Annotated in this window: 14 protein-coding genes and 1 pseudogene; 8 read left to right on the forward strand and 7 right to left on the reverse strand. The window is 70.8% G+C overall.

The genetic code is table 11. The annotated features are described in order from the left end of the window. Positions 1-106 precede the first annotated feature (106 nt). On the reverse strand, positions 107-595 hold the full coding sequence (locus ACFWVV_RS36365; protein ID WP_384341863.1) for a ribose-5-phosphate isomerase: 489 nt from the start codon (positions 593-595) through the stop codon (positions 107-109). Positions 596-842: 247 nt separating this feature from the next. On the opposite strand from ACFWVV_RS36365, the gene ACFWVV_RS36370 reads away from it, so the two are divergent. Further along, positions 843-2360: an amino acid permease gene (locus ACFWVV_RS36370; protein WP_384341865.1), complete on the forward strand. Its 1518-nt coding sequence runs from the start codon at positions 843-845 to the stop codon at positions 2358-2360. On the opposite strand, the gene ACFWVV_RS36375 is transcribed toward ACFWVV_RS36370, so the two are convergent. After that, positions 2327-4075: a serine/threonine-protein kinase gene (locus ACFWVV_RS36375; RefSeq protein WP_384341867.1), complete on the reverse strand. Its 1749-nt coding sequence runs from the start codon at positions 4073-4075 to the stop codon at positions 2327-2329. The two genes, ACFWVV_RS36370 and ACFWVV_RS36375, sit on opposite strands and share 34 nt — an antisense overlap. Before the next feature lie 171 nt (positions 4076-4246). Between ACFWVV_RS36375 and ACFWVV_RS36380 the strand changes: the two genes are divergently transcribed. After that, on the forward strand, positions 4247-5023 hold the full coding sequence (locus ACFWVV_RS36380; RefSeq protein ID WP_384341868.1) for an LPXTG cell wall anchor domain-containing protein: 777 nt from the start codon (positions 4247-4249) through the stop codon (positions 5021-5023). Positions 5024-5157: 134 nt separating this feature from the next. On the opposite strand, the gene ACFWVV_RS36385 is transcribed toward ACFWVV_RS36380, so the two are convergent. After that, complete coding sequence (locus ACFWVV_RS36385; protein ID WP_384341870.1) at positions 5158-5742, reverse strand: biotin transporter BioY; 585 nt, start codon at positions 5740-5742, stop codon at positions 5158-5160. A 285-nt stretch (positions 5743-6027) separates the two neighbouring features. On the opposite strand from ACFWVV_RS36385, the gene ACFWVV_RS36390 reads away from it, so the two are divergent. The 3 genes from ACFWVV_RS36390 to ACFWVV_RS36400 all read left to right on the forward strand — a co-directional run bounded on the left by ACFWVV_RS36390 (position 6028) and on the right by ACFWVV_RS36400 (position 9775). After that, the gene (locus ACFWVV_RS36390; RefSeq protein ID WP_384341872.1) at positions 6028-7410 is read left to right on the forward strand and encodes an amino acid permease; all 1383 of its coding nucleotides are present in this window, start codon (positions 6028-6030) and stop codon (positions 7408-7410) included. A 132-nt stretch (positions 7411-7542) separates the two neighbouring features. Beyond that, the gene (locus tag ACFWVV_RS36395; RefSeq protein WP_384341874.1) at positions 7543-8970 is read left to right on the forward strand and encodes an amino acid permease; all 1428 of its coding nucleotides are present in this window, start codon (positions 7543-7545) and stop codon (positions 8968-8970) included. A gap of 157 nt (positions 8971-9127) precedes the next feature. Further along, positions 9128-9775, forward strand: a complete 648-nt coding sequence (locus ACFWVV_RS36400) for a superoxide dismutase (protein WP_384341875.1) — start codon at positions 9128-9130, stop codon at positions 9773-9775. 223 nt (positions 9776-9998) lie between these two features. On the opposite strand, the gene ACFWVV_RS36405 is transcribed toward ACFWVV_RS36400, so the two are convergent. Then, positions 9999-10613 carry a hypothetical protein gene (locus ACFWVV_RS36405; RefSeq protein ID WP_384341877.1) on the reverse strand — a complete coding sequence of 205 codons (615 nt, stop codon included), beginning with the start codon at positions 10611-10613 and terminating at the stop codon, positions 9999-10001. Between the two features lie 78 nt (positions 10614-10691). After that, a complete protein-coding gene (locus tag ACFWVV_RS36410) occupies positions 10692-11327 on the reverse strand; it encodes a DsbA family protein (RefSeq protein ID WP_384341879.1) in 636 nt (211 codons plus the stop codon). 149 nt (positions 11328-11476) lie between these two features. Between ACFWVV_RS36410 and pepN the strand changes: the two genes are divergently transcribed. After that, complete coding sequence (pepN, locus tag ACFWVV_RS36415) at positions 11477-14050, forward strand: aminopeptidase N (protein WP_384341881.1); 2574 nt, start codon at positions 11477-11479, stop codon at positions 14048-14050. A 152-nt stretch (positions 14051-14202) separates the two neighbouring features. Then, positions 14203-15303, forward strand: coding sequence for a hypothetical protein (locus ACFWVV_RS36420; protein WP_384341883.1), 1101 nt, complete (start codon positions 14203-14205; stop codon positions 15301-15303). A gap of 214 nt (positions 15304-15517) precedes the next feature. On the opposite strand, the gene ACFWVV_RS36425 is transcribed toward ACFWVV_RS36420, so the two are convergent. After that, entirely contained in the window at positions 15518-16000 is a 483-nt protein-coding gene (locus ACFWVV_RS36425) for an NUDIX hydrolase (protein ID WP_384341885.1), read from the reverse strand. Positions 16001-16259: 259 nt separating this feature from the next. On the opposite strand from ACFWVV_RS36425, the gene ACFWVV_RS36430 reads away from it, so the two are divergent. Beyond that, complete coding sequence (locus ACFWVV_RS36430; protein WP_384341887.1) at positions 16260-19556, forward strand: S8 family serine peptidase; 3297 nt, start codon at positions 16260-16262, stop codon at positions 19554-19556. Positions 19557-19691: 135 nt separating this feature from the next. On the opposite strand, the pseudogene ACFWVV_RS36435 reads toward ACFWVV_RS36430, so the two are convergent. Beyond that, a pseudogene (locus ACFWVV_RS36435) lies at positions 19692-19806 on the reverse strand (nitroreductase family protein); the annotation flags it as partial.

Raw genomic sequence — 19806 nt, forward strand, 5'->3', positions numbered from 1 at the left:
GAGTGTGGGGGCGGCCCCGCCGCCCAAGGGAACGGGGGTAATCAGGGCGGGCCCGCCCCCCAAGGGGGCTGGCGGGGGGCATGGGGGGCGGTGGGGCCCGGGGAGGTTACGGGGTCTGCGGGTGGTGAGGGGGGATCGGGGGGAGGGTGCCGGTGGATTCGTAGGTGGAGAGCATCTCGATGCGGCGCGTGTGGCGTGCCTCGTTCGAGTACGGCGTCGAGAGGAAGATCTCGACGAACTTCGTCGCCTCCGCCTCGGTGTGCATCCGGCCACCGATCGAGATCACGTTCGCGTTGTTGTGCTCGCGGCCGAGCGCCGCGGTCTGCTCGCTCCAGGCCAGGGCTGCCCGTACGCCCTTCACCTTGTTCGCGGCGATCTGCTCGCCGTTCCCGGAGCCGCCGATCACGATGCCCAGCGCGTCCGCGTCCGCGGCCGTCCGCTCGGCGGCGCGGAGGCAGAACGGCGGGTAGTCGTCCTGGGCGTCGTAGATGTGGGGACCACAGTCGACGGGCTCGTGGCCGTGGGCCGTGAGCCACTCGACGAGGTGGTTCTTGAGTTCGTATCCGGCATGGTCGGAACCGAGGTACACGCGCATGGTCGAAGTGTGGCACGTGGTGCGCCGGGTAGGCGGGACCGGGGTAAGGGCCTTGGTCCCCCGCCGCGCGGGACCCAAGCCCCGTTTTTCGAGGACCCGTGTCCCGGACTTCCGTCCGTGCAACGATCCGGAATCATCTCTTCCGATTCATCCGGGGTTCGGCTTGAATGCGGGGGCTCGTCACCCGAGCGTCATGACCCAGTGGGCCCGAAGACGTGCCCGAACGATGGATGAATGAGGATTGTGCATGAGCGCGCAGCCGACCCGGAAGATGGAGAAGGCGCAGCGGCGGCAGGAGCCAGGCAGCCCCGGTGACCCCGGAGGCGCGGCGCCCGCCGACAGCGGTGGCCTGCAGGCCGGCCTGAAGAACCGCCACCTTTCCATGATCGCGATCGGCGGCGTCATCGGCGCCGGTCTGTTCGTCGGATCCGGCGCGGGCATCGCCGCCGCCGGCCCCGCGATCCTGCTGTCGTACGCCCTGGTCGGCGTGATGGTCGTGTTCGTGATGCGGATGCTCGGCGAGATGGCGGCCGCCCGCCCGTCCTCGGGTTCCTTCTCCGCCTACGCGGACCAGGCGCTCGGCCGCTGGGCCGGGTTCTCGATCGGCTGGCTGTACTGGTTCTTCTGGGTCGTGGTGCTGGCCGTCGAGGCGACCGCGGGCGCGAAGATCCTGGAAGGCTGGATACCCGCGGTACCGCAGTGGGGCTGGGCCCTGATCGTCATGGTGGTGCTGACCGCCACCAACCTCGCCTCGGTGTCGTCGTACGGCGAGTTCGAGTTCTGGTTCGCGGGGATCAAGGTCGTCGCGATCGGTGCGTTCGTCGCGATCGGTCTGCTCGCGGTCTTTGGCGTGCTGCCCGGCTCGGACAACCCGGGCGCCGGCTTTGCGCATCTGACGGATACCGGAGGCTTCTTCCCCCACGGGTACGGGGCGATTCTGACCGGTGTGCTGATGGTGGTGTTCTCGTTCATGGGCTCGGAGATCGTCACGCTCGCCGCCGGTGAGTCGGAGGACCCGCAGCGCGCCGTCACCAAGGCCACCAACAGCGTCATCTGGCGCATCGGCATTTTCTACCTCGGCTCGATCTTCGTCGTGGTGACGCTGCTGCCGTGGAACGACAAGTCGATCGTCGCCGAGGGCGGCTCCTACGTCGCCGCGCTGAACTCGATCGGCATTCCGCACGCCGGCCAGATCATGAACGTGATCGTGCTGACGGCGGTGCTGTCCTGCCTGAACTCGGGCCTCTACACCGCCTCCCGCATGGCGTTCTCGCTGGGCCGCCGCAAGGACGCCCCGGCGTCCTTCACCAAGGTCAACAAGCGCGGCGTGCCGCAGACCGCCATCCTCGCGTCCGTCGTCTTCGGCTTCGTGGCCGTCTTCTTCAACTACATGTGGCCCGACACGGTTTTCCAGTTCCTGCTGAACTCCTCCGGTGCCGTCGCGCTGTTCGTGTGGCTGGTCATCTGCTTCACCCAGCTGCGGATGCGCGGCATGATCCTGCGCGAGGACCCGTCCAAGCTGGTCGTGAAGATGTGGCTCTTCCCGTACCTGACGTGGGCGACGATCGCGATGATCTCGTTCGTGCTGGTCTACATGCTGACCGACGACGCCGGCCGCACCCAGGTGCTCCTGTCGCTGCTGGTCGCGGCGCTGGTCGTGGGCTTCGCACTGGTCCGCGAGAGCGTCCAGAAGCGGAACGGCACCCTGCCGCCGGCGGCGGGCACCGGAGTTCAGAGCGGCACGAAGGACTCCGTCACCCGCTGATGGTTACGGAAGGCCTCGGCGCGGGCGGACTGCTCGAACCAGACGTTGAGCTGGTACGACTTGCCGCCCGCGTGGAAGCCGGTCTGCCGGGCCTGCCAGGGCCTGCCCGCCTGGGTGAAGGTGTACTCCCAGATGACGGCGGGCCGGCCCCGGAAGGTGGTCCGCTCCAGCTGGATCTTCGAGTAGCCCGCCACGTCGTGCGAGGCGGCCTCGAAGCGTTCCCACTGCTCCAAGAGATCGCCGCCCCGGGCAAGTCCGAACGAGGCGGCGATTTCCTGTGTGCCGTCGGGCGAGTGGTAGTGGACGTTGGACGGGCTCTTCGCGCTGCGCGTCCAGCCGGGCGGCGGTACCCAGGCGAACCCGGTCTCGTTCCGGCTGCCCGGGCGGTCCCGGGAGGTGGGCGGCCTGGCGGTCCCTGCGACGGTGGGCACGACGGGCCCGGCGCTGCTCCCGCCCTCCCCCACCGCTGTCCCGCGGGGCTCACCGCCCTGGGTGAGGACGACGACGAGCGTCGTGACGACGGCGACCGCGACACCGGCCCCCACTACGGCGGCCACGCGCGCGCGTGGTCGGAGGGAGCGGCCGGGGGCCGCGGGCGCGGGTGCGGGCCCGGGTGCGGGCCCGGGTGCGGGCCCGGGTGCGGGCCCGGCCGGGGGCTCCTGCGGCGGCGGCTCGCCGAGGGGCTCACGTACAGGCTCGGGCGAGGGTACGGAGGCGTGCTCGGGCTCCGGCTCTGGGTGCGGCCCCGATTCAGGCTCCGGTTCCGGCTCTGGATGCGGCTCGGGTTCAGGCTGCGGCTCCGGTTCCAGCTGGGGTTCCGGTTCCGGCTCGGGCTGCGGCTCCTGCGGCGGCTCCGGCTCCTGCGGCCGCTTCGGCGGGCCGGGCTGCCTGCGCTCCACCAGTGTCGGCGTCCTCGGCACGGTCAGCAGGGCCTCCAGCGACGCGTACAGCTCGTCGACCGTCGGGCGGGACTCCGGTTCCTTGGCCAGCAGGGCGCACAGCAGCGGGGCCAGGACGCCCGCCTCCGGTGGGAGCAGCGGCTCCTCGTAGAGCACCGCGTGCAGGGTCGCCATCGTCGTGGGCCGGGTGAACGGGGAAGCGCCGGAGACCGCCGCACACAGGGTCGCGCCCAGCGACCACAGATCGGACGGCGCTCCCTGCGGGCGCCCGCCGACCCGCTCGGGGGCCATGTAGTCCGGGGAGCCGATCAGCATGCCGACGACGGTCAGGGCCTTGGTGTCCTGGATGGCGGCGATGCCGAAGTCGGTGAGGACGATCCGGCCGTTGCCCCGGCCCAGGAGCACGTTGCCGGGCTTGATGTCGCGGTGCAGCACCCCGCGCGCGTGCACCTCGCGAAGCGCCGCCGCCACCCCGAGCCCGATCCGCGCCGCCTCGCGCGGGGAGACAGGGCCGTCCTCCACGAGCAGTTGCTCCAGTGACCGTGCATCCACCAGCTCCATCACGATCCACAACCGGTCGCCCTCGTCGGCCACGTCGTAAACGCGCACCACATTGGGGTGGTCCAGGCGAGCCGTGGCCCGGGCTTCCCGCAAAGTCCTTTCGCGGCGAATTCGATTGTCCTCTGCGTCCAATCCGTCGACACGCATTTCCTTTACGGCGACGGTGCGGTCCAGGATTTCGTCATAGGCGCGCCACACCCGCCCCATGCCGCCCTGGCCTATCGTCTCCCCCAGCCGGTAGCGGCCTGCGATCAATAACCCCTGCACCCCGCCACTCGCGTACCTCGGCATTCCCGTCCCCCTCCTCAGCACCTGCTGCGACCAGGACAGAGATATTGACTTCCCTCCATTGCAGCACAGTTGGAAGCAATCTTGTGATACTCCTGCAGGTACAGCTGACGCTGTTCAGAACGAGGGGGCTGGGAAATGCTCGAAAAGATCGGTAAAGGGACCGCCGCCACACGTGCCGGATCTTGTCTGGCGGTCGCGGCAGCGTCCGTTCTTCTGCTTCCGTACGGTGCTTTCGCGGCCGAACCCACACCGGGCAGTACGCAGGGCGGAACCCCCGGCCCCAGCGCTCCCGCCGACCTCAAGGTGACGACCGAACTTCCCGCAAAGATTTCGGTCGACAACAAAACCGGAAAGACAAAAATTGCCGCGACGGTGGCAAACAAGGGCGCAAAGGCCTCCGGTGGGATCACCCTGGCCGTCGTCGGATTCGACGGCCTGAAGATCGACGCCGTCCCGGGCTGTACGCCGATCCCGGCGGGCAAGCTGCCGAAGGGCTCCCGCAGCGGGTTCTCCTGCACCGTCGCGGACCTGGCCGCCGGCACGTCGAAGTCGTACGCCGTGGACGCCACCTTCGACCTGAGGAAGAAGGGCAGGATCTGTCTGCCGGTGACCGAGGGCACCAGCGGGAAGCTGCTCTGGCAGCAGGGCCCGGTCGACTTCGGCACCACCACGCCGACACCCAACGCACCCGACACCCCGCTGCTGCTCAACACGGTGAACGTGCCGCTCGCACCCGATGCGCCGTCCCCCGCGCCCGGCGGCACCAAGCCCCCCGCCCGGCCCGGCGATCTGCCGGACACCGGCGTCGGCACGGACACGACCCTGCTGGGCGGGGCCGGCGCGCTGCTGCTCGCGGCGGGTGGCGCGGGGTTCTGGTGGAGCCGTCGCGAGCGCTCCGTACAGCAGCACTGAGGAACGGACCAGGACCGGGGGACGGCGGACGCCCCGCGGACGCGGACACCACATACAGCGAGGGGCTGTTCCAGGGGGTCGACCCCGGAACAGCCCCTCCGCTGCGCACGTGCGGGATGCGGACCCGCGGAACCTCAGCCCTTGCGGCCGGCCAGCTTCCACGCGGTCGGCAGCGCGCCCATCGCCAGCGCCGCCTTCAGCGCGTCCCCGATGAGGAAGGGCACGACGCCCGCCGCGAGCGCGGCACCCAGGCCCATGCCGGTGACAGCCATCAGGTACGGGACGCCCACCGCGTAGATGATCGCGGAGCCGACCACCATGGTGCCCGCGGTGCGTGCCACCGAGCGGTCGCCGCCGCGCCGGGCCAGTGCGCCGACGACCGTGGCGGCCAGCAGCATGCCGATGACGTAGCCGAACGAGGCGCCGCCCGGGCCCGACGTACCGGACTGGAACCACGGCACTCCGGCCATGCCGACCAGCGTGTACAGCGCCAGGGACAGGAAGCCGTTGCGGGCGCCGAGCGCCGTGCCGACGAGCAGCGCGGCGAAGGTCTGCCCGGTGACCGGCACCGGCGAGCCCGGCACGGGCACGGCTATCTGGGCCGCGAGGCCGGTGAGCGCCGCGCCACCGACGACCAGCGCGGCGGTGCGCACGCGAGTGGCCGGAAGCAGGTCGGCGAGGACCGCACCGGGGCGGACGGATACGGCAGCAGTGCTCATCGGGACTCCGCAGAAGAGAAGGACGGTGGGGGACACGGTGACGTTAGCCCAAGGGTCAACGCTCGATCACCCTAGAACGCCGACAAAGCCGGGGACAGGGGCTTGGTGGACATCACACAAAGGACGCACGGTCCCCGCCCGGGGACGTGATGCGCGTCACTGGCAACGTCAGGAGTTAGGTCCCTTTTGCGCGGTGGGCTCGGGAGAGGGGACACTGTGGGGTCCCGCCAAATTCCCGCGGCCGCGCCCGCTTACCGCCTGCGGCCCTTCGAGAGTACGAGCGCCATGCAAGACCAGCAGCTCCGCACGTCCGCTCCCCGGGAGCCCCTGTCCGCCGGGCTCAAGCAGCGCCATCTGACCATGCTCGGTCTGGGCGGGGTGATCGGTGCGGGGCTTTTCGTGGGCTCGGGTGCCGGGATCGCCGTCGCGGGCCCCGGCATCGTCCTGTCGTACCTAATCGCGGGAGCCCTCGCGATGCTGGTGATGCGGATGCTCGGGGAGATGTCCTCGGCGATGCCCGCCTCGGGCTCGTTCTCGGTGCACGCGGAGCGGGCGCTCGGCCGGTGGGCGGGGTTCAGCGTGGGCTGGCTGTACTGGTTCCTGCTGGTCGTGGTGCTCGCGGTGGAGGCGACCGGCGCGGCGAAGATCGCGAACGGCTGGGCGCCCGGGGTGCCGCAGTGGGCCTGGGTGCTGATCTTCATGGTGGTCTTCACGGCCGCCAATCTGGCCGCCGTGAAGAACTTCGGTGAGTTCGAGTTCTGGTTCGCGGCGCTGAAGGTCGGGGCGATCGTCCTCTTCCTGGCACTGGGTGTGCTCGCGATCTTCGGTGTGCTGCCCGACACGGAACCCGTCGGCATGGCGCATCTGACCGGTGACGGCGGATTCTTCCCCCAGGGGGCGTCCGGGGTGATCTCCGGTGTCCTGGCGGTGGTCTTCGCGTTCGGCGGCCTGGAGGTCGTCACGATCGCCGCCGCCGAGACGGACGATCCGGTCCGCGCGGTGGGGCGCGCGGTGCGCAGCGCGATCGTCAGGATCCTGTTCTTCTACGTCGGGTCGATGCTGGTGATCGTGACCCTGCTGCCGTGGACGTCGATGACGCCGGGCCTCAGTCCTTACGTCGCCGTGCTCGACCGGATCGGGGTCCCCGGCGCGGGCACCCTGATGAACATCGTGGTCTTCGTGGCCCTGCTCTCCGCGCTGAACGCCAATCTGTACGGGGCGTCCCGGATGGTCTTCTCGCTGGCCGAGCGCGACGAGGCGCCGAAGGGGCTGCTGGCCGTCTCGCCCGGCGGGGTGCCGCGCCGGGCGGTACTCGCCTCGGTGGCGTTCGGTTTCGTGTCGGTGGTGCTCAATCTGCTGTGGCCCGAGACCGTCTTCCTCTACATGCTCAACGCGGTGGGCGCGGTGCTGCTCTTCGTGTGGGGGCTGATCGCGGTGTCACAGCTGAGGCTGCGGCGGCGGATCGAGCGGGAGATGCCGGAGCGGCTGACCCTGCGGATGTGGGCGTTCCCGTATCTGACCTGGGTGGCACTGGCCGCGATGGCGGTGGTGCTGGTGCTGATGCTGCTCGACGAGACGGCCAGGCCCCAGCTGCTGTGGTCGGCGGGGGCGACGGCGCTGGTGCTGCTGGTGGCGTGGGTGCGGGAGTTGCGCGCGAGGCGTGCCTAGATTTTCACGGTGTGTGAGCGTGGTGTCCGTATAGCGGTCCCCTGTTCCCTCTGAGCGGGGTGGATGCCGAGACTGTGAGCCGCTTTGCCGCCTCGCTCCCCCACCGTCTCCGCTAGTGAACAGGGCCCGCCCATGTCTCGGACCTCCGCGCCCCCGCCGGCATCCACCCGGACCGGAACCCCGGCTGACGCGCCGGCCGGCGAATCCTCGCTCGGTCACGGCCTCAAGCAGCGCCATCTCTCCATGATCGCCCTCGGCGGGGTGATCGGTGCCGGGCTCTTCGTGGGCTCCGGTGCGGGCATCGCCGCCGCGGGTCCCTCGATCGTCATCGCGTACGCGATATCCGGCCTGCTCGTCATGCTGGTGATGCGGATGCTGGGCGAGATGTCGGCGGCCAACCCCAGCTCGGGCTCGTTCTCGGCGCACGCCGAGCGGGCGATCGGGCCGTGGGCGGGCTTCACGGCGGGCTGGGCGTTCTGGTTCCTGCTCTGTGTGGCGGTGGGCCTGGAGGGCATCGGCGCGGCGAAGATCATGCAGGGCTGGTTCCCGGGGAGCCCGCAGTGGGCCTGGGTGGCGCTGTTCATGGTGATCTTCCTGGCCACGAATCTGGCGGCGGTGAAGAACTTCGGCGAGTTCGAGTTCTGGTTCGCGGCCCTGAAGGTCGGCGCGATCTCGCTGTTCCTGATCCTGGGCCTGCTCGCCATCTTCGGTGTGCTGCCCGGCAGCGACGCCCCCGCTCCCGGTCTCACCAACCTCACCGGTGACGGCGGCTTCTTCCCCAACGGCAGCGAGGGCCTGATCATCGGCCTGCTGGCCTCGGTGTTCGCGTACGGCGGCCTGGAGACCGTGACGATCGCGGCGGCGGAGTCCGAGCACCCGGTGCAGGGCGTGGCCAAGGCGGTCCGTACCGCGATGTGGCGCATCGCCGTCTTCTACATCGGCTCGATGGCCGTGGTCGTCACGCTGGTGCCGTGGGACGACCCGAAGGTGGCCGAGATCGGCCCGTACGTCGCCACTCTCGACCACCTGGGCATCCCGGCGGCCGGCCAGATCATGAATGTGATCGTGCTGGCCGCCCTGCTCTCGGCGATGAACGCCAACATCTACGGTTCCTCCCGGATGGCGTACTCGCTGGTCCGGCGCGGGCAGGGCCCGGCGTTCCTGGGCAGGCTGTCGGGCGGCGTCCCGCGCATCGCCGTCCTGTGCTCGTCGGTCTTCGGCTTCGTGTGCGTGGCGCTCAGCTGGATCAGCCCGGACAAGGTCTTCCCGTGGCTGCTGAACATGATCGGCGCGCTGATCCTCGTCGTCTGGATCTTCATCGCGGTCTCCCAGCTGATCCTGCGCCGCCGTACCGAGCGGGAGACGCCGGAGAAGCTGGTCGTGCGGATGTGGCTGTTCCCGGTGCTGACCTGGGTGGCGCTGGCGGGCATGGCGGTCATCTTCGTCCTGATGCTGCGCCAGCCGGACACCCGCCAGCAGCTCTTCGGCACGGGTGCCCTGACGGTGTTCCTGATGGTCATCGGCCTCGTCCGCCAGCGGCGGGCCAAGGCCCGCAGCTGACCCTTCCGTTTCCGGCCCCCGGTCCTGGGTCCGCAGGCTCTCCGCCTGCGGACCCAGGACTTTTTACTGAGGCATGCCTAAGCTGCTCCGTCAAATAACTGCTGGTAGCGTGCAGATGCATACGACTTGCAATAAGCAATCGGAGGGGTCGGACGACATGGCCATTTACACGCTTCCTGAACTTCCGTACGACTACGCGGCGCTGGAGCCGGTGATCAATCCGCAGATCATCGAGCTGCACCACGACAAGCACCACGCCGCCTACGTCAAGGGCGCCAACGACACCCTGGAGCAGCTCGAAGAGGCCCGGGACAAGGACGCCTGGGGCGCGATCAACGGCCTGGAGAAGAACCTCGCGTTCCACCTCTCCGGCCACATCCTGCACTCGATCTACTGGCACAACATGGCCTCCCCGAAGGACGGCAACGGCGGCGGCGAGCCGACGGCCGCCGACGGTGTCGGCGACCTGGCGGACGCGATCGCCGAGTCGTTCGGCTCCTTCGCCAAGTTCAAGACGCAGCTGACGAAGGCCGCCGCGACGACGCAGGGCTCCGGCTGGGGCGTCCTGGCGTACGAGCCGGTCTCGGGCCGTCTCATCGTCGAGCAGGTCTACGACCACCAGGGCAACGTCGGCCAGGGCTCCGTCCCCGTCCTGGTCTTCGACGCCTGGGAGCACGCCTTCTACCTGCAGTACAAGAACCAGAAGGTCGACTTCATCGACGCCATGTGGGCCGTCGTGAACTGGCAGGACGTGGCCAAGCGCTACGCCGACGCGAAGAACCGCACGCCGCTCATCACGCCGTGAGTCCGTCCTCGAGTCCACCGCACGCGGTGTGACGCGCCCGCCGTTCGGCGGGACCCCTCAACGCCCTGCTCGTGATCGTCTTCTCAGCCTTCCCGGGCGGGTGGATGGAAGGAGAGCCCCCGCGAGGACATGACTCGCGGGGGCTCTCTGCTGCCCGGACCCGCCCCCGCTCCCGGCGCTGCCCGGCGCCGCCCGGACCCGCCCGGCGCGGCAGGGGGCCCGCTCAGCGCGGCAGGTACCCCGTACGGCCGACGGCCTCGAACTCGTGGGCGAGGCCCGTTTCGTGGAGACGCGCCAGGGGTGCGAAGGGGAAGTGGCAGGCGGATTCACCGCGGTCGAAGTTCCAGACCTTGTGGAACTCCACCCGGTAGTACTGCGGGTTGGGGCGGACCACCCGGTACTCGATGCCGCGGACCGCCAGCCACCAGTCCGGCGAGGTGGACGGCGTGATCAGGACGCCGCGCCAGTCGTCGGTGCCCGACCAGTGGCCGGCCTCCGCCTCCAGCAGACGGGCGTTCACCGCGGCTCTCACCGGCGGCAGGGCCGCCAGGGTGGTGGCGTCGAGCGGGTAGGGGGAACCGGTGCCCCCGAGGTAGTGGCGCAGGGTGCCCGAGGCCCGGCGCAGGCCGGTCAGCCGCCAGAGGCCGGCCAGCAGACAGCACCCTGCCCGCACCACCCGGTCGGTCGGGCGTACGGGCAGGGTGGCATGGGGGGCGTTGCCGTGGGACAGGGACGGGTCGTCGTCGCGGGCGCCGGGCAGGTCTGTTTCCTGCGCGGGGCCGGGGACGCGGCGGGACCCGCCCTTGCCTATGTCTCCGCGTATCTCACCTGTCTCCATACCGGGACGCTAAACGCGTTCGTCCCGGTGTGCCCGCCGGGGGCGGCCGGACGGGCGGTGCCGCGCGGACACCGCAGGTCAGTCGAAGACGGGATCCTGGGTGCGGGTGCGCTTCAGCTCGAAGAAGCCCGGGGTGCCGGCCACCAGCAGGGTGCCGTCCCAGAGGCGGGCCGCGGCGTCGCCCTTGGGGGCGGGGGTGACCACGGGGCCGAAGAAGGCGACCTGCTCGCCGTCGGCGCCGGGCACCGCGATGACCGGGGTGCCGACCTCCTGGCCGACGAGGGAGATCCCCGCCTCGTGCGAGGCGCGCAGTTCCTTGTCGTACGTGTCCTGACCGGCGAAGTCCGCCAGGGAGGCGGGCAGGCCGACCTCGGCGAGCGCCTCCGGGATCACGTCGGGGTCGGTGACGCCGCGGCCCTCGACGTGGATGCGGTTGCCGAGGGCGGTGTAGAGCTTGCCGACGACCTCGTCGCCGTGCTTCTGCTGGGCGGCGATGACCACCCGGACCGGGCCCCAGGCCGCCTTCATGGCCTCGGCGTACTCCTCGGGCACGTCGCGGCCCTCGTTGAGCACGGCCAGGCTCATCACGTGCCAGCGGACCTCCACGTCGCGGACCTGCTCGACCTCCAGCATCCAGCGGGACGTCATCCAGGCCCACGGGCACAGCGGGTCGAACCAGAAGTCGGCGGGAGTCTTGGCAGCCGTGTCGGACATTTCGGTATCTCCTCGATGCGGATCGCCAGCAGTACGTGCCGTGACAACCCGCTGCGCCCCGCGCCCATTCCCGTCTTCGCGCCGACAGGTGCACATGGGAGGATCGGTCCTGTTTCGAGTGTGTCGATACGTGTCACGAAGGAGTGCCCGTGCCCGGTGAGAACCTGTCCCGCGACGAAGCCCGCGCGAGGGCGCAGCTGCTGTCCGTCGACGGCTACGAGGTCGCGCTCGACCTGCGTTCGGCGGTCGGCGAGCACGTGGGGGAAGGGCCGCGCACGTTCCGTTCCGTGACGACGGTCCGCTTCAGGTCGGCGACGCCGGGTGCCGCCACGTTCGCGGACCTCATCGCCCCGTCGGTGAACGCGGTGACCCTCAACGGCCGTGCGCTGGACCCCTCCGCCGTCTTCGACGGGACGCGCGTCGCACTGGAGGACCTGGCGGCGGAGAACGTCCTGGTGGTGGACGCCCAGTGCGCGTACAGCCGCACCGGTGAGGGCATGCACCGCTTCGTCGACCCGGAGGACGGCGAGGTCTACCTCTACACGCAGTACGAACCGGCCGACGCGCGCCGGGTGTACGCCAACTTCGAGCAGCCCGACCTGAAGGCCCCCTACCGCTTCTCGGTGCGGGCGCCCGAGGGCTGGACGGCCTGGAGCAACGGCGCGGGCGAGCTGGACGCGGACGGGGTGTGGCAGTTCGCCGGGACCGAGCCGATCTCGACGTACATCACAGCCGTCCTGGCCGGCCCGTACCACTTCGTGAGCGACCGTTACACGCGGACCTTCGACGACGGCACCACGCTGGAGATCCCGCTCGGCGCGATGTGCCGCAAGGGGCTCGCCAAGCATTTCGACGCGGACGACGTCTTCCTGATCACCAAGCAGGGCCTGGACTTCTTCCACGACCACTTCGACTTCCCGTACCCCTTCGGCAAGTACGACCAGGCCTTCGTGCCGGAGTACAACCTGGGCGCGATGGAGAACCCGGGCCTGGTCACCTTCCGTGAGGAGTACATCTTCCGCGGCAGGACGACGGCTTCGGCGTACGAGGGCCGGGCGAACGTCATCCTGCACGAGATGGCGCACATGTGGTTCGGCGACCTGGTCACCATGCGGTGGTGGGACGACCTGTGGCTGAAGGAGTCCTTCGCGGACTTCATGGGCTCCTTCTCGATGGTCGAGGCGACCCGCTTCACCGACGGCTGGATCACCTTCACCAACCGCCGCAAGGCCTGGGCCTACCGCGCCGACCAGCTGCCCTCCACGCACCCGATCACGGCCGACATCCGTGACCTGCAGGACGCCAAGCTGAACTTCGACGGCATCACCTACGCCAAGGGCGCCTCGGTGCTCAAGCAGCTCGTCGCGTACGTCGGCCGGGACGCCTTCCTGGAGGGGGCCCGCCGCTACTTCAAGTCCCACGCGTACGGCAACACGGTGCTCGGGGACCTGCTCGTGGCGCTGGAGGAGACCAGCGGACGGGACCTGACCGCGTGGTCGCGCTCCTGGCTGCAGACCGCCGGGGTCAACTCCCTGACCCCCGAGGTCATCTGCGACAGCGAGGGCCGGATCACCGAGTTCGCCGTCGTCCAGGACGCCGCCGCCTCGCACCCGGAACTGCGCCCGCACCGCGTCGCGGTGGGCCTCTACCGGCTTCAGGGCGGCGACCTCGTCCGCTACGCGCGCGTGGAGACGGACGTGGCGGGCCCGCGCACGGTCGTGAGCGAGCTCCTCGGGACCGAGCGGCCCGCGCTGGTCCTGGTCAACGACGACGACCTCACGTACTGCAAGATCCGCTTCGACGCGCTCTCGCTGGACACGCTCCGCGCCCACCTCGGCGACCTCACCGACCCGATGGCCCGCGCCCTGTGCTGGTCGGCGCTGTGGAACCTGACCCGGGACGGCCTGATGCCCGCGCGGGACTTCGTGGCCCTGGTGCTGCGGTTCGCGGGCCGCGAGAGCGACATCGGCGTGCTGGAGATGCTGCTCACCTGGACGCGGACCGCGCTCACCCACTACGCGGCGCCCGCGTGGCGCGAGGAGGGCGGGCGGCTGCTGGGCGAGGGTGCGCTGCGCGAGCTGCGCACGGCCCTTCCCGGCAGCGAACAGCAGCTGGCCTGGGCGCGCTTCTTCGCGGGCGTGGCCTCCTCCGACGCCGACCACCAGCTGCTGGTGGGCCTGCTGGCCGGTACGGCGAGGATCGACGGTCTCGACGTCGACCAGGAGCTGCGCTGGAGGTTCCTGTCGCCGCTGGTCGCGCACGGGCGCGCCGACGAGGCCGCGGTCGATGCCGAGCTGGCCCGTGACGACACGGCGTCCGGCAAGCGGCACCAGGTGCGCTGCCTGGCCTCGCGGCCCTCGGCCGCGGTCAAGGCGCAGGCCTGGGCGGCGGTGGTGGAGTCCGACGCGCTGTCCAACGCGCTGGTCGAGGCGACGATCGCGGGCTTCGAGCAGGGGAGTCAGCGGGAGCTGCTGGAGCCGTACGCCCCGAAGTACTTCGAGGCCGTCGAGCGGGTGTGGAGCGAGCGTTCCATCCAGATCGGGGTGCTGATCGTGAAGGGCCTGTATCCGGCCCTGCAGGATCCGGCCGGGACGCTGGCGGTGACGGACACCTGGCTCCAGGAGCACCCGCAGGCGGCGCCCGCGCTGCGGCGGCTGGTGCTGGAGGCACGGGACGACCTGGCCAGGGCGCGGCGGGCCCAGGAGTGCGACGGGCGGGCATAAGGGTGATCCGGGGCGGGGCCGGGTTTTCCGGCGCCGCCCCGGGGCATTGCTCGGCAGTCGAACAGCCGTACTTTAGGGCGGTGTTGTCCCGGATTGTCGACGGGACTGTAACAGCGGTTAGAGGCCGGGTCCCGGGTGGGCAGATCCCCGGCATGAACAACGACACGCACCCCCAGACGGACAGCGCGCACCCGGCGGAGCCCGCCGGGGCCCCGCCCGCCCCGGGCATCCCCTCCCCCGCCCGCTCCTTCCCGCCCGGCCACCTCTCCCCCGTCGAGCGGCGCGTCCTGACCACCGCGCAGCTGCGGGAGCTCGGGGTGTCCGCCGCGAAGGCCGCTTCCCAGTGCCGGACGGGCGGGCCGTGGCAGCAGCTGCTGCCGGGGGTGTTCGTGCTGCACCAGGGGCCGCCGACCAGCGAGGAGCGGCTGCACGCGGTGCTGCGGTACGCGGGGCGGGCCGACCGGCACGGCGAGGAGAGCGAGGCGGTGCTGACCGGGCTGGCGGCGCTGGCGCTGTACCGGTTCACCTCGGCGCCGCCGCTGACGGCGCTGGAGCAGATCGACGTGATGGTGCCGCGGACCCGGCGGCTGCGGTCGACGGGGTGCGCGCGGATCGTGCGGGCGCACTCGCTGCCGGGCACCCAGGTGATCACGGGCCTGCCGGTGGCCCCCGTCGCCCGGGCGCTCGCCGACGCGGTGGCGCATCTGACGGACGGCGAGGCGGTACGCCGGATCCTCGCCGAGGCGGTGCGGGGCGGGCACTGCGAACCTTCGGCGCTGGTGCGCGAGTTGCACTTCGCACGGCTGCTGGCCCGCCCGCACGTGTCGGACGCGGTGGACTCGGTGATGGCCGAGGGCCGGGCCGCCGGGGAGGAGCGGCTGTACGAGATGGTGCGCCGCTTCGGGCTGCCCGACCCGGTGTGGAACGTGGATCTGCGGCTGCCCGGCGGACCGCACCTGGGCGGGGTGGACGCGTTCTGGCCGGACCAGTCGGTCGCGGTGGAGCTGGACACCCGGACGCCGCGGCAGGGCATGGCGGGCCCCGGGCAGGCGGAACGGGGCCGGGAGCCCGGGGAGTGGGCCCAGTACGCGCGCAGGCGGGAGCACCTGGAGCGGCTGGGCATCACCGTCGTCCACCTGACCCCGCGCAAGCTGCGCGAGGCGATGGACCAGCAGGCGGCCGTGGTGCGGACGGCACTGATGGCCTCCGCCGACCGCGACCCGGCCGCCTATGTGGTGGTACTGCCCCGGTGAGCGCACCTGTGGTGCTACCGCCCCGGTGAGCGCGCCCGGTGCGCGGTACGGCGCGGCGCGAGTGGCGTCCCCTTGCGGGAAGCGTGTGCCGCACGGAGCCGCGCGGCATGCCCGCCGCGTGAGCCGGCCCCGTACGGCACGGCGTGGCGGGAGCGGCGTCCCCTTGCGCCGGTGCCCGGCGCGGCGCGAGTGTCGTCCCCGGGCTCGTGCGGTGTCAGTCCTCGGCGTGGCCGCGCCGGCCGGCGCCCGGTTGCTCCACCCGGCCGGTGGCGGGCCGGGTGCGCCACAACTCCAGCCCGGTATCGACCAGTTCGACCCTCTCCAGGTCCGCGACGGTGTCCAGCGGGTGCCAGGCGGCGAGGTCGGTGGACCCGTTCGTCTCGTGGCGCAGCTCGCCGCCCGTCACCTTCGCCTCGTACACGATGCGCAGTCCCTGGAAGTCCGCGAAGGAACCGAGCCGGCGCGGGTAGCGGCGGCGGATGGAGTCGAGACCCAGCAGCTGCACCGGTTCGACCGTGTAGCCGGTCTCCTCGTCGACCTCGCGCACGACCGCTTCCAGCGGGTCCTCGCCGTGTTCGAGCCCGCCGCCGGGCAGCGTCCACCGCCTGGCCCCGTCCCGGGCAACCCAGCGGGCCAGCAGCACTTTCTCTTCCCGTACGCACACGGCGTAGGCGGCGACTCTCAGCTCTGCGTTCATCTGCAGAGGCTAGGCGGTGCACCGGTCCCCGCGCCGGGATCAGGGCTTTCCGGTGCGCCGGAGAACCGTGCGGGACGCCGCCCGGGGTTCCCGCGCGGCGGGGGTGCGCCAGTGGCGGGTACATGCCATGGCGTATTACGCCTCGGTCAACTCTCCCCAAACATCTGTCACTTACGACATGCTGACCGGTCATTGGACACCGAAATCCGGACTCTTTCTGTCCTGACTTCTTCCAGATCCTTCACATTCAGGGATGCAGATGACCGCCACCCCCCAGCCCTCCGCGCCTCGCGCGGGCGGCGTCAGACGTACCGCGCGCATAGCCTTCGCGGCCTCGCTGGTAGCCGCGCTGTGTGCGACCGCGCCGCTGCCCGCGTTCGCCGCCGGTACGCCCGAGCCCACTCCCCCGGCCCCCAAGTCCGCCGAGGCCAAGCTCGGCAGCTCGGACGAGGCACTGCTCACCGAGGCGCAGACCTCGGGGGCCAAGGACGTCACCGTCATGGTGGCGACCACGCCGGGAGCGACCGAAGCGGTCGCCGCGCAGTTCGACGGCGTGAGCGGCGCGACCGTGAGCCGCACCGACGACAAGCTCGGCTACGTGCGGGCCACGCTGCCCACCGCGAAGGCCGAGGCCGCGCTGAAGGCGGCGGCCAAGCTCTCCAGCGTGCAGGGCATGGACCTCAAGCACGAGATCGAGCTCGACGACCCGACGCCGTCCGCCGACCGCGCCAAGGGCGCCGTCGAAGGGGCCAAGGGGACGTACCCGGCGCCGGGGAAGAACACCCCCGCCGTGAACCCGTACAACCCGTCCTTCGAGACGGGCGCCGTCGACTTCGTGAAGAAGAACCCGAAGGCGGACGGCCGCGGGGTGACCATCGGCATCCTGGACTCGGGCGTCGACCTCGGACACCCGGCGCTGCAGAAGACCACCACCGGCGAGCGCAAGATCGTCGACTGGGTGACGGCGACGGACCCGGTGGCCGACGGCGACCTGACCTGGCGGCCGATGCTGACCTCGGTCAACGGCCCGACGTTCACGGCCGGCGGCCGGACCTGGACGGCGCCCGCGGGCACCTACAAGTTCAACGTCTTCCGCGAGAACGTCACCACCGGTGGCGACATGAAGGGCGACCTGAACCGCGACGGTGACACCACCGACGTGTGGGGCGTGCTCTACGACCAGGCCGCAGGAACCGTCCGCGTGGACCTCGACAACGACGGCGACTTCGCCGACGAGGTCGCGATGAGCCCGTACAAGGACAAGTTCCAGGTCGGCTACTTCGGCACGGACAACCCGGCCACCGAGGTCGCGGAGCGGATCCCGTTCGTCGTCGAGTACCGCAAGGACGTCGTCTACAACGCGGACGGCGCCAAGGCCGACTTCGTGAACATCGGCATCATCGAGAGCGAGCACGGCACCCACGTCGCCGGCATCACCGCCGCCAACAGCCTCTTCGGCGGCAAGATGAACGGTGCGGCGCCCGGCGCCAAGCTGGTCTCCTCGCGCGCGTGCACCTGGAGCGGCGGCTGCACCAACGTCGCGCTCTTCGAGGGCATGTCCGACCTCGTCCAGAACCGCGGCGTCGACATCGTGAACATGTCGATCGGCGGCCTGCCGGCCCTCAACGACGGCAACAACGCGCGCGCCGAGCTCTACACGCGCCTCATCGACACCTCCGGCGTGCAGCTGGTCATCTCCGCCGGCAACAGCGGCCCGGGCACCAACACCATCGGTGACCCCGCCCTCGCCGACAAGGTGATCTCGGTCGGCGCGTCCATCTCCAAGGAGACCTGGGCGGCCAACTACGGCTCCGTCGTGAAGAACAAGTACGCGATGATGCCGTTCTCCTCGCGCGGTCCGCGTGAGGACGGCGGCTTCGCGCCGACGATCACCGCGCCCGGCGCGGCGATCAACACCACGCAGACCTGGCTGCCCGGCGGCCCGGTCGCCGAGGCGGGCTACCCGCTGCCGGCCGGCTACCAGATGCTCCAGGGCACCTCGATGGCCTCCCCGCAGGCGGCGGGCGCCTCGGCGCTGCTGATCTCGGCCGCCAAGCAGGCGAAGATGGACCTCACCCCCGCCAAGCTGCGCACCGCCCTGGTCAGCCAGGCCGACCAGATCAAGGGTGCCCAGGCGCACGAGCAGGGCGCGGGTCTGATCAACGTGGTCGACGCGTGGAAGTCCCTGAAGAAGGGCGCCACCGCGCACGAGTACACCGTGAAGGCCCCGGTCGACACCGCGATCGACCAGGCGCTGAAGACCCCCGGCTTCGGCACCGGTCTCTACGACCGTGAGGGCGGCCTGAAGGCCGGCCAGAAGAAGCTCTACGACATCACGCTCACCCGCACCTCGGGCCCGGCCGGCGATGTCCGCCACGAGCTGCACTTCGAGAACAACGACGGCACCTTCAAGGTCGTCGGCAACGACGTCGTGAAGCTGCCGCTGAACACGCCGGTCACGGTCAAGGTCTCCGCGGAGCCGCGCACTGCGGGCATCCACAGCGCCGTGCTGGAGGTGTCCGACAACGCCACCGAGGGCATCGACAAGCAGATCCTCACCACCGTCGTCGCCGCCGACGAGCTGGCCAAGCCGTCGTACACGCTGAAGAAGTCGGGCACGGCGCAGCGCAACGGCCCCACCTCGTACTTCGTCACCGTGCCCGAGGGTGCGAAGAACCTGGAGGTCGCGCTCGGCGGGCTCGCCGCCGGCAGCCAGACCCGGTTCGTCTCGATCCACCCGTACGGTGTCCCCGCGGACCCGACGTCGACGGTCAACTGCTACCCGAACTACGAGAACCCGGCCAACACCTGCCGCCCGGACGTCCGGTCCTACCCGGACCCGATGCCCGGCGTCTGGGAGATCGAGGTCGAGTCGCGCCGTACGTCGCCGCTGCTGGACAACCCGTACACCCTGGACGTGACGCTGCTCGGTGCCACGTTCGACCCGGCGGTCAAGGTCGTCCCCGAGGCGAAGCCCGGCACCCCGGCCCCCGTCGAGTGGAAGGTCACCAACAACTTCGGCGCGCTGACCGGCAAGCTGAAGGGCGGCCCGCTGGGCTCCGCGAAGGTCGCCACGCCGGCCATCAAGCAGGGTGAGACGCAGGAGACCACGGTCGTCCTCGGTGAGGGCGCGGAGCGTCTCGACGTCGCCATCGGCAAGGTCTCCGACGCCAAGGCCGACCTGGACCTGGTGGTCCTGAAGGACGGCAAGGAGGTCGGCAAGGCCGCCGACGGCGACTCCGAGGAGGCCGTGAGCCTCGTCAAGCCCGCCGCCGGTACGTACACGATCGTCGTGGACGGCTACTCGGTCCCCGCAGGCTCCACCACCTACGACTACCGCGATGTGTTCTTCGCGACGTCGCTCGGCACGGTCACCACCGACGAGTCGAAGACGGTGCAGCTCGCCAACGGCGCCTCCGCCCAGGTCACGGCCTCCGTGAACGTCGGCGGCGCGGCACCCGAGGGGCGCCAGTTCTTCGGCCAGGTGCAGCTGCTGAACGCGCGCGGCACGGTCGCGGGCACGGGCAGCGTCCAGATCGAGAAGGTCACTCCGTAAATGGAGTGAGCGTGTGTGCACCGTGGTGAGGTGTACGTGGAGGGGCGGGCCGGGAAGTCTCCGGTCCGCCCCTTCGCGCTGCGCCCACGGGGCCCGGTGAGCGGCGCGGGGGGGCGCCGCTCACCGGGCCCCGTGCTAGAACTCGACCATGACCGGGTCGAGAGACTTGCGGACCACGTCTGGGACCTGGCAGACGTCCGCCGGGAAGCCTACAGGGATCACCGCGAACGCATTCTCGTTGACCGGGCGG

The sequence above is a fragment of the Streptomyces sp. NPDC058663 genome (assembly GCF_042716745.1).
GTDB lineage: Bacteria > Actinomycetota > Actinomycetes > Streptomycetales > Streptomycetaceae > Streptomyces.

What these genes read in the sequence shown, in the direction of transcription:
- ACFWVV_RS36365 (WP_384341863.1), bottom strand. Translation starts at nt 595, where the DNA reads ATGCGCGTGTACCTCGGTTCCGACCATGCCGGATACGAACTCAAGAAC.
- ACFWVV_RS36370 (WP_384341865.1), top strand. Translation starts at nt 843, where the DNA reads ATGAGCGCGCAGCCGACCCGGAAGATGGAGAAGGCGCAGCGGCGGCAG.
- ACFWVV_RS36380 (WP_384341868.1), top strand. Translation starts at nt 4,247, where the DNA reads ATGCTCGAAAAGATCGGTAAAGGGACCGCCGCCACACGTGCCGGATCT.
- ACFWVV_RS36385 (WP_384341870.1), bottom strand. Translation starts at nt 5,742, where the DNA reads ATGAGCACTGCTGCCGTATCCGTCCGCCCCGGTGCGGTCCTCGCCGAC.
- ACFWVV_RS36390 (WP_384341872.1), top strand. Translation starts at nt 6,028, where the DNA reads ATGCAAGACCAGCAGCTCCGCACGTCCGCTCCCCGGGAGCCCCTGTCC.
- ACFWVV_RS36395 (WP_384341874.1), top strand. Translation starts at nt 7,543, where the DNA reads ATGTCTCGGACCTCCGCGCCCCCGCCGGCATCCACCCGGACCGGAACC.
- ACFWVV_RS36400 (WP_384341875.1), top strand. Translation starts at nt 9,128, where the DNA reads ATGGCCATTTACACGCTTCCTGAACTTCCGTACGACTACGCGGCGCTG.
- ACFWVV_RS36405 (WP_384341877.1), bottom strand. Translation starts at nt 10,613, where the DNA reads ATGGAGACAGGTGAGATACGCGGAGACATAGGCAAGGGCGGGTCCCGC.
- ACFWVV_RS36410 (WP_384341879.1), bottom strand. Translation starts at nt 11,327, where the DNA reads ATGTCCGACACGGCTGCCAAGACTCCCGCCGACTTCTGGTTCGACCCG.
- ACFWVV_RS36420 (WP_384341883.1), top strand. Translation starts at nt 14,203, where the DNA reads ATGAACAACGACACGCACCCCCAGACGGACAGCGCGCACCCGGCGGAG.
- ACFWVV_RS36425 (WP_384341885.1), bottom strand. Translation starts at nt 16,000, where the DNA reads ATGAACGCAGAGCTGAGAGTCGCCGCCTACGCCGTGTGCGTACGGGAA.
- ACFWVV_RS36430 (WP_384341887.1), top strand. Translation starts at nt 16,260, where the DNA reads ATGACCGCCACCCCCCAGCCCTCCGCGCCTCGCGCGGGCGGCGTCAGA.